Source organism: Acidobacteriota bacterium (assembly GCA_040752915.1).
Classification (GTDB): domain Bacteria; phylum Acidobacteriota; class UBA4820; order UBA4820; family DSQY01; genus JBFLVU01.
The window spans coordinates 1-8554 of record JBFMHB010000071.1; the positions used below are offsets into that span (position 1 = coordinate 1).

Genomic DNA, 8554 nt, shown 5'->3' on the forward strand with positions numbered 1-8554 from the left:
TTCTGGCGCGACGAGCACCTCAAGAACGGCTACGAGTTCGTGTTCTCCCCCCACGTGGGCCGGGCCGCCCTCTGGCAGACCAGCGGCCACCTGGATTTCTACAAGGAGAACATGTACCCCTCCATGGAGATGGAGAACCAGACCTTCTACGCCAAGCCCATGAACTGCCCGTTCCACACGATGATCTACCGGTCCCGGCACCGCAGTTACCGGGACCTTCCCCTGAGGTGGGCCGAGCTGGGCACGGTGTATCGCTACGAGAAATCGGGCGTCCTCCACGGCCTCATGCGCGTCCGGGGCTTCACCCAGGACGACGCGCACCTCTTCGTCCAGCCCGAGCGGATGGAGGAGGAGGTGGTCCGCGTCCTCCGCTTCGTCCTCTTCATGCTCCGGAGCTTCGGCTTCACCGAGTTCGAGGCCTACATCGCGACCCGGCCCGAGAAGGCCGTCGGCGAGGACCGCATGTGGGAGGAGGCCACCGAGGCCCTGAAAAAGGCCGCGGCGGCGGCGGACCTGAGCTACGAAATGGACGAGGGTGGAGGCGCCTTCTACGGGCCGAAGATCGACGTGAAGGTGAAGGACTGCCTCAACCGGTCGTGGCAGCTCTCCACCGTCCAGTTCGACTTCAACCTCCCCGAGCGCTTCGATCTGGAGTTCATCGGCGCCGACAACCGCCCCCATCGCCCCTACATGATCCACCGCGCCCTTTTGGGGAGCCTGGAGCGCTTCTTCGGCATCCTCATCGAGCATTTCAAGGGGGCCTTCCCCCTCTGGCTGGCCCCGGAGCAGGTCCGCCTGCTTCCCATCGCGGACCGACATGTGGCATACTGTGAAGCCGTGGCCGACCGCCTCCGGACGGAGGGCCTCCGGGTGACCGTGGACGCGCGGCCCGAAAAAACGGGCTACAAGGTCCGCGAGGCCCAGCTCCAGAAGATCCCCTTCATGCTCGTCGCGGGGGACAGGGAGCAGGAATCCGGCGCCGTGGCGGTGAGGAGCCGCAGCGGAGGGGACCGGGGAGCCATGGCCGTCGACGAGTTCGTCGGCATGGTCCTCGCGAAGGTGAAGGCGCGAAGCCTCGACTTGGAATGAGGAGGATGCTATTCGAGAACCCGTAAGCAAAGGACCGAGGCTCAACCGCCAGATCCGGGTGAGGGAGATCCGAGTCGTGGACGAGGATGGAGCCCAGCTCGGGATCATGACGCCGGAGCAGGCGATGGTGCTGGCGGAGTCGAAGGGCCTCGATCTGGTGGAGGTGGCGCCCCTCGCGCAGCCGCCGGTATGCCGGATCATCGACTACGGAAAGTACCTGTACGACGAAAAGAAGAAGGCCGCCGAGGCCAAGAAGAAGCAGCGGCAGATCGTCGTCAAGGAGATCAAGCTCAGGCCCAAGATCGAGGAGCACGACTACCAGGTCAAGAAGCGCCAGATCGAGGCCTTCCTGGAGGACGGCGACAAGGTGAAGGTGACCGTGAGGTTCCGGGGCCGGGAGATCGTCCACCCGGAAATGGCCCAGAAGCTCCTCTCGCGGATCGCCACCGAAGTGGTGCAGAGGGGAAAGATCGAGCGGGCCCCCATGATGGAAGCGCGGACCATGGTCATGTTGCTCATGCCCGCGAAGAAGTGACCGGAGGAATCGGAGCCATGCCCAAGATGAAGACGCACAGCGCCGCCGCCAAGCGTTTCAAGGTGACGGGCACCGGAAAAGTGAAGAGGTCCAAGGCGTACCACCGCCACATCCTGACCTCGAAAACCCGCAAGCGCAAAAACCAGCTCGGAACGGCGACCCTCGTCCACGAGGCCGATCTCCGCAAGGTCAAGCGCCTGTTGCTCGCGTAGGAGCTGAAGATGGCCAGAGTACGCCGCGGCCACCACAAGGTGGAGCGCAGAAAGAAACTTCAGAAGCTCGCCAAAGGCTACTTCGGCGCGAAGAGCCGCCTCTACCGCTCCATCAAGGAGCAGGTCGAACGCTCCCTCGCTTTCGCCTTCGTCGGCCGCCGGGTCAAGAAGATCGACTACCGCCGGCTTTGGATCGTCCGCATCAACGCGGGATGCCGCCAGAACGACCTCTCCTACAGCCGGTTCATGGACGGCCTCAAGAAGGCCGGGATCCTCCTGGACCGGAAGGCCCTCGCGGACATCGCCGTGAACGACCCCGGCGCCTTCTCCGCGCTGTGCGCCAAGGCCAAGGCGGCCATCGCCTAGAGGTTCCTCCCCGAGCCAACCCCGAGCCCGCGGCCCCCTGGGGCCGCGGGCGTTCTGTTGCCCGTGCAGAAAACCGAAGGCGAGGAGCCTCCGAAGGGTCCCGAGGGGCGGTACTGGGGGGCGCCCCCCCGCCCGCTTCGGAGCGGGCGCGGGGAGAAGAGGCCCGGATCCGAACGGATCCTTCCCTTTCCTTCGGCGCCCCGCTATGATGGCGGCCATGGGACTTCAGGGCGATTTCACCACCATGCCCCTCCCGGACCTCCTGCAGTGGCTGGCCCTCAGCCGCAAGACCGGCATTCTCATCCTCCAGCGCGGCGAAATCGTGAAGGAGATCTACTTTCGGGAGGGGAAGATCGTCGCCTCCGCGAGCAACGACCCGCGCGAGTACTTCGGCCAGTTCCTCCTCTCCTACGAGAAGATCACCGAGGCGGACCTCATGCGGGCCTTCTCTCGCCAGGGGGAGACGGGAATCAAACTCGGGCGGATCCTCGTCATGGAGGGCCTCCTGTCCGAGGACGAGGTCCAGCGGTTTCTGAGGATCAAGGCCGAAGAGACCATCTACGACCTCTTTCTTTGGGGCGAAGGGACCTTCAAGTTCTACAACGACGCCCCGGCCCAGGACGGGCACGTGGCCATCGAGATGGAAGTCACCTCCATCCTGATGGAGGGCTCGCGGAGGGCGGACGAGTGGACGCGCATCCGCAAGATCTTCCCCTCCAACGAGACCGTCCTCACGATTCTGCCCGAGAACCTGACCCGCCAGGTCCTGCAGGACCCCGTCTACAATCGCATGGTCCAGATCCTGGAGTCCCCCTGGCGCATCGGAGACCTATGCCTCATGTTCCACGCCTCCGACTTCGCCGTGTGCAGCGTCCTCTTCGACCTGTACCGGATGGGCCTGGTGGACATCGTGGAATCGCCCGAGCCGCCCAAGGGATCGGAAGTGCGCGCGGAGGAAACCGTCCGGACCCTTTGCAACCAGGGGCTCAAGCAGTTCAACGCGGGCCAGTTCGAGGCGGCCATCGAAACCTTCAAGCAGGTGCTCATCCTGTCGCCATCCCACTCCCTCGCCCGGGCCATGATCCCCAAGGCCTACAAGGAAATCAAAGCCAGCCTCGTCTCCGACGAGTTCTCCATCGAACACCTCCCGTACCTCAAGCGGGCCCTCGCGGACCTCAACGAATTGGAATTCACGCCCCAGGAGAACTACATCCTGAGTCGCGTGAACGGGAGCAGTTCGGTGCAGTCCATCATCCGGATCTCGCCCATCCAGGAGATCCACGCGCTGATGATCTTCAAGAAGCTCGCCCGGGACGGCCTCGTCGGCTTCCTGCCTCCTACCGAGACGTGAGCGTTCGCTCACGGATGAGGAACCATGGGGTTTCCAAAACGTGAGGCTGAATATCATTCTAAATAATGGAAAATGAGAGAACCCCATTCCTTGGGGCGAATCGGTGATGAGTATTCAACCACATTGACAAGGCGCCGGTCAGGCCCTATTCTTGCCTTGTGGCCGCGCCGGGGGCGCGACCCGAGGAGGGAGGAGGTGGACGCATGCATCCCGTAGAGACCGGGCTGTTCTGGGCATTCGTATTGGGCTCCCTGGCCCTGTTCGCCAACACCGCCCAGAGGCGCATCGGGGCCCTGATGAAGGGCCTTCCCGACAACCGGTTCGACCGCCACTGGGAGCGGTTCAAGGGCCTCGTCCTGCACGCCTTCGCCCAGAAGCGGATGGTCCGGGACCCCTACGCGGGGATCTACCACCTCCTCATCTTCTGGGGCTTCTGCGTCCTCGGGCTGAGGTCCCTCATGCTCATCGTGGAGGGTCTCTTCCCCTCGTTCCACCTCACCGAGGCCCTGGGCGTCTTCGGCTACGGGTACCAGACCACGAAGGACGTATTCGAAGTCCTGGTCGTGGTGGGCATCCTCATGGCCATGGGGCGGAGGGTCTTCGCCCGGCCCGAGCGGCTGGAAAACTCCTGGGACGCCTGGGCCACCCTGAGCCTCATCGGCGGCCTCATGGTGACCGACCTCATCGCCGACGGGGCCTACATCGCCCTCCACGACCCCGACTGGAAGGCCTGGTCCCCGGCGGGTCTCGCCGTCGCTTCCTTGTTTGGAGGGATGGCGAAGGGCGCCCTCACGGCGTGGTACAAGGCCAACTGGTGGCTTCACCTGGCCATCCTCTTCGCCTTCATGAATTTTCTGCCCTACTCCAAGCACTTCCACGTGTTTACGTCCCTCTTCAACGTCTACTTCCGCGACTTGGAGCCCACCCGGAACATCAAGAAGATGGACCTCGAAGCCGAGCACTTCGGGGTGAACAAGATCCAGGACTTCACCTGGAAGCAGATGCTGGACTTTTACACGTGCACGGAGTGCGGCCGGTGCACCGAAGTCTGCCCCACGACCAACACGGGGAAGCCCCTCCGTCCCAAGAACTACGGGAACGACCTTCGGGACTACCTCTACGCGACCCCCCTCGAGCAAATGGACCAGGAAAAACCGGTGCCCGAGGACCGGCTTCTCATCGGTGGCCCGGTTCCCGAGGGATCGGTCTGGAATCGGCGCGACGAGACGCCCCCCTGGAGCCTCAAGGACCTCGGGGGCGCCATCAGCTCCGACACGATCTGGGCGTGCACGACCTGCGGCTACTGCGAGTGGGCCTGTCCCCTCCACATCACCTTCGTGGACAAGCTCGTGGGCATGCGGCGCTACCTCACCCTCGAGGAGAGCAACTTCCCGGCGGAGGCCCAGGCGGCCTTCAAGGGCATGGAGCGCCAAGGGAACCCCTGGAACATGCCCCAGGCCGACCGGGCCAAGTGGGCCGAAGGGTTGGACGTGCCCCACATTTCCGAGAAGACCGACGCGGAGTACCTCTTCTGGGTGGGGTGCGCGGGCGCGTACGACGCCGCGGGCCAGAAGGTCTCCCAGGCCCTGGTGCGCCTGATGAACGCCGCCGGAGTCTCCTTCGCCACGCTGGGCGAGGAGGAGACCTGCACGGGCGACGCGGCCCGCCGGCTTGGAAACGAGTACCTTTTCGCCACGCTGGCCGAGGCCAACGTGGAGACCCTCAACGGCTACAAGGTCAAGAAGATCGTCACGAACTGCCCCCACTGCCTCAATACGCTGAAGAACGAGTACAAGGACTTCGGCGGGAACTTCGAGGTCGTTCACGGCACGGAGCTCGTGGCCTCCCTCCTCAAGGAAGGCCGCCTAAAACTGACGGGGGAGATTCGCGAAACCCTCACCTTCCACGACCCCTGCTACCTCGGCCGTTACAACGGCCAGGTGGAAGCTCCGCGGGCCATCCTGCGCGCCATTCCCGGGGTGGGGCTCAAGGAGATGGAACACCACGGGGAGCGGGCCATGTGCTGCGGCGCCGGCGGGGGACGCTTCTGGCTCGAGGAAAAGCTCGGGAAGCGCGTCAACCACGAGCGCTTTGAGCAGGCCACGGCCACCGGAGCCGGGGGCATCGCCGTCGCCTGCCCCTTCTGCAACGTCATGCTCAGCAACGCCGCCGGCGAGACGGGCAAGGAAGGCTTCCCGACGACGGACGTTCTGGAACTCGCCGCCAAGGCCCTGCCGCAGTAGCCGGCGGCGGGCGAGGGGGTGCGGGGGAACGGGGAGGTTCCCCCGCTCGGAGGGCTTCCCCCGCCAGGGCAGGATCTCATGGCCTCCTGGCCTCAAGGTCTCCTGGGCTCGTGGTTTCCTGGCCTCCTGGCCTCACGGTCTCCTGGGCTCGTGGCTTCCTGGCCTCGTGGGCTCCTGGATTCCATGTCCTCCCGGCCCTCCCCCGTGATGTGGGAGCGTCCCAATCGCCGTTCTGCCTTGAAAGAGCAAGGCGATTGCTGTACACTTTCACCATGAATTCACCCGATCCGGTTACGGGCGCGGTCCTCGCGGGGGGACGATCCAAGAGGATGGGCGCGGACAAGCGCCTCCTTGTCCTGGAGGGAAGGACCCTCCTGGAGCGGGCCGTGGACCTCCTCGCTCCCCTTTGCGACGAGGTCCTCGTGGTGGCTCCGACCCCTCCTCCGATCCGAGTGGGAGCGCGGTACGTGGCCGATCGGTTCCCGGGGCTGGGGCTTCTGTCCGGGATCCACGCCGCCCTGGAGGAGTCCCGCGGGTCGACGGTTCTCTGCATCCCCGTGGACACGCCCTATCTGGACCTCCCCTGGCTCCGGCTTCTCCTGGGCCTCGGGCGATCGGCCGGAACCCCGGTGGTGCCTCTGGTGGGCGGCCGGGTCCATCCCATCCCCGGCTGTTACCCCAAATCGGCGGCGGCGGTCATTGGTCAGACCTTGAGCCGCGGGGAGTCCTCGGCGAGCCAGATCCTCCCTCGCCTGGGAACGGTCTACGTGGGGGAGGAGGCCGCGGAGGGGGCGGGGTGCGACCCGTCGGCCCTGCTCAACATCAACTCCCCCGAGGAATGGCGCGCCGTCGCCGCGGCGGCGAAGCCGGTGAGGTAGATTCCCCGTCGGGAGGCCCCCCGTCCCCCTCCTCGGTTTCCCGCTTTCGGAATATCGGACTCTGCCCCTAGCCCGCCCGGTACGGATAGTACTGGGGCGTCCACTGGGCCTTTCGAATGAGCCGGGCCAGGGCCTCCTCGTCCAGCCGGCGCCCGAGCCCCGCTTCGCTGGCCACCTGGGCCACCGAAAGGGCCACGCGGAAGGCCACCTCGCGGATGTCCTTCATCTCCGGAAGGAGAAGGCCGCGGGCCTCCTGGGCGGGCGAAACCATGCCGCTGATGGACCGGCTGGCGGCCAGGAACATGGCCTGCGTGACCCGAGTGGACTGCGCCACCAGGGCTCCCAGGCCCACGCCCGGGAAAACGTAGAGGTTGTTGCACTGGGACGACTCGAAGGTCCGGCCCTCGAAGGAGAAGGGGTCGAAGGGGCTTCCCGTGGCCATGAGGCCCCGTCCTCCGGTGGCCTGGGCCACCTCCTCGGGCGTGCATTCGGACTTGGCCGTGGGGTTGGAGAGGGAGAGGACCACCGGCCGTTCGGAGAAGGAAGCCATGGCCCGGAGGACCTCCCCGCTGAAGAGCCCGCGCTTGGCCGTCACGCCCACGATCACCGTGGGCCGCGCGTTCCGGATCACGTCCATGAGGCCTATCCGGGAGGGGGAGTCGAGGGTCCATCCCTCCACCGCGCTCCGGCGCTGGGCGAAGGGGACCTGGGGTTCCTCCAGGTTCGGCGTATCCTCGAGGAGCAGGCCGTCCACGTCCACGGCGAAAATCCGCCGCCGCACCTCCTCGTCGGACAGCCCCCGTTCCCGAAGGACGTCCCGGATCCGGCGGGCGGTTCCGGTGCCCGCCTGGCCCATCCCCACGATCAGGAACCGCTGGTCCTCCATGCGCTCCTTCTTGATTCGCATGGCGGTCATGAGGGCCGCGAGGGACACGGCGCCGGTTCCCTGGATGTCGTCGTTGAAGGAGAGGAGCCGTTCGCGGTACCGGTCCAGGAGGACGAAGGCCTTGTCCTTGGCGAAATCCTCCCACTGGAGGAGCGCGTTGGGAAAGTTCCGCCGCACCCCCAGGACGAAGCGCTCCACGAAGTCCTCGTAAGCCTGGCCCGTGAGCCTCGGCTTCTGGTACCCGAGGTACAGGGGGTCCTTGAGGAGTCGCTCGTTGTTCGTCCCCACGTCGAGGCAGACCGGGAGACACCCCGCCGGGTGGAGCCCTCCGGCGGCCACGTAGAGCGAGATCTTCCCCACGGGAATGGGCATCCCGTCGGACCCGAGGTCGCCCAGCCCCAGGATGCGTTCTCCGTCCGTGACCACGATGAGGTAGATCTCGGGGCGGGAGACGCTCTGGAGGATGGCGTCGATGCTGCCGATGTTCTCGGGCGTGATGTACATGCCCCGGTAGCGGCGCTGGATGTGGCTGGCCATGAGGCAGGCCTGGCCCACCGTCGGGGTGTAGACGATGGGCACCATTTCTTGCAGGTGGTCCACCACGACCTTGTAAAAGAGGGTCTCGTTCCGGTCCAGGAGCCCCTGGAGAAAGATGTACCGCTCGATGTCGCTGGGCTTCCGGGCGTAATTCTCCATGACCCGCTGGGCCTGCTGGTCGAGGGTCTGCACGGCGGAGCGCAGGTGGCCCTCGAGGGCGAGACACTTCCTCTCCTCCGGGCTGAAGGCCGAGGCCTTGTTCAAGAAGGCGTTGTTGATGAGCTGGCTGCCGCGGATCCTGACTTCGTAATATTCCTCGCCCGTGAGGGCGTCCACCTTGATCGCGAAGTTTTTCACGGGATCCTCCCATCACAGAGGGGCGGAGTATACTCCCCCTCCTCCGCGACAAGGAACCCTATCGGCCCGACCGGGCTGCATGTGGCTCAACCGGCGCACC

Annotated in this window: 8 protein-coding genes; 7 read left to right on the forward strand and 1 reads right to left on the reverse strand. The window is 65.6% G+C overall.

Annotation, left to right across the window (positions count from 1 at the left end):
* The 7 genes from thrS to AB1824_11380 form a co-directional block, all read left to right on the forward strand.
* A partial coding sequence (gene thrS / locus AB1824_11350) for a threonine--tRNA ligase (GenBank protein ID MEW5765560.1) occupies window positions 1–1089 on the forward strand: 1089 nt, incomplete at its 5' end.
* Window positions 1090–1099: 10 nt separating this feature from the next.
* Window positions 1100–1624 carry a translation initiation factor IF-3 gene (infC, locus tag AB1824_11355; protein MEW5765561.1) on the forward strand — a complete coding sequence of 175 codons (525 nt, stop codon included), beginning with the start codon at window positions 1100–1102 and terminating at the stop codon, window positions 1622–1624.
* 17 nt (window positions 1625–1641) lie between these two features.
* Entirely contained in the window at window positions 1642–1836 is a 195-nt protein-coding gene (rpmI, locus tag AB1824_11360; protein ID MEW5765562.1) for a 50S ribosomal protein L35, read from the forward strand.
* 9 nt (window positions 1837–1845) lie between these two features.
* On the forward strand, window positions 1846–2202 hold the full coding sequence (gene rplT, locus AB1824_11365) for a 50S ribosomal protein L20 (protein ID MEW5765563.1): 357 nt from the start codon (window positions 1846–1848) through the stop codon (window positions 2200–2202).
* Between the two features lie 217 nt (window positions 2203–2419).
* Complete coding sequence (locus AB1824_11370; protein MEW5765564.1) at window positions 2420–3553, forward strand: DUF4388 domain-containing protein; 1134 nt, start codon at window positions 2420–2422, stop codon at window positions 3551–3553.
* A 203-nt stretch (window positions 3554–3756) separates the two neighbouring features.
* Window positions 3757–5796: a (Fe-S)-binding protein gene (locus tag AB1824_11375; protein MEW5765565.1), complete on the forward strand. Its 2040-nt coding sequence runs from the start codon at window positions 3757–3759 to the stop codon at window positions 5794–5796.
* A gap of 254 nt (window positions 5797–6050) precedes the next feature.
* On the forward strand, window positions 6051–6674 hold the full coding sequence (locus AB1824_11380) for a molybdenum cofactor guanylyltransferase (protein ID MEW5765566.1): 624 nt from the start codon (window positions 6051–6053) through the stop codon (window positions 6672–6674).
* A 67-nt stretch (window positions 6675–6741) separates the two neighbouring features.
* Here AB1824_11380 and AB1824_11385 read toward each other — a convergent pair whose 3' ends face one another.
* Window positions 6742–8454, reverse strand: a complete 1713-nt coding sequence (locus tag AB1824_11385; GenBank protein MEW5765567.1) for an NAD-dependent malic enzyme — start codon at window positions 8452–8454, stop codon at window positions 6742–6744.
* Between the last annotated feature and the right edge of the window lie 100 nt (window positions 8455–8554).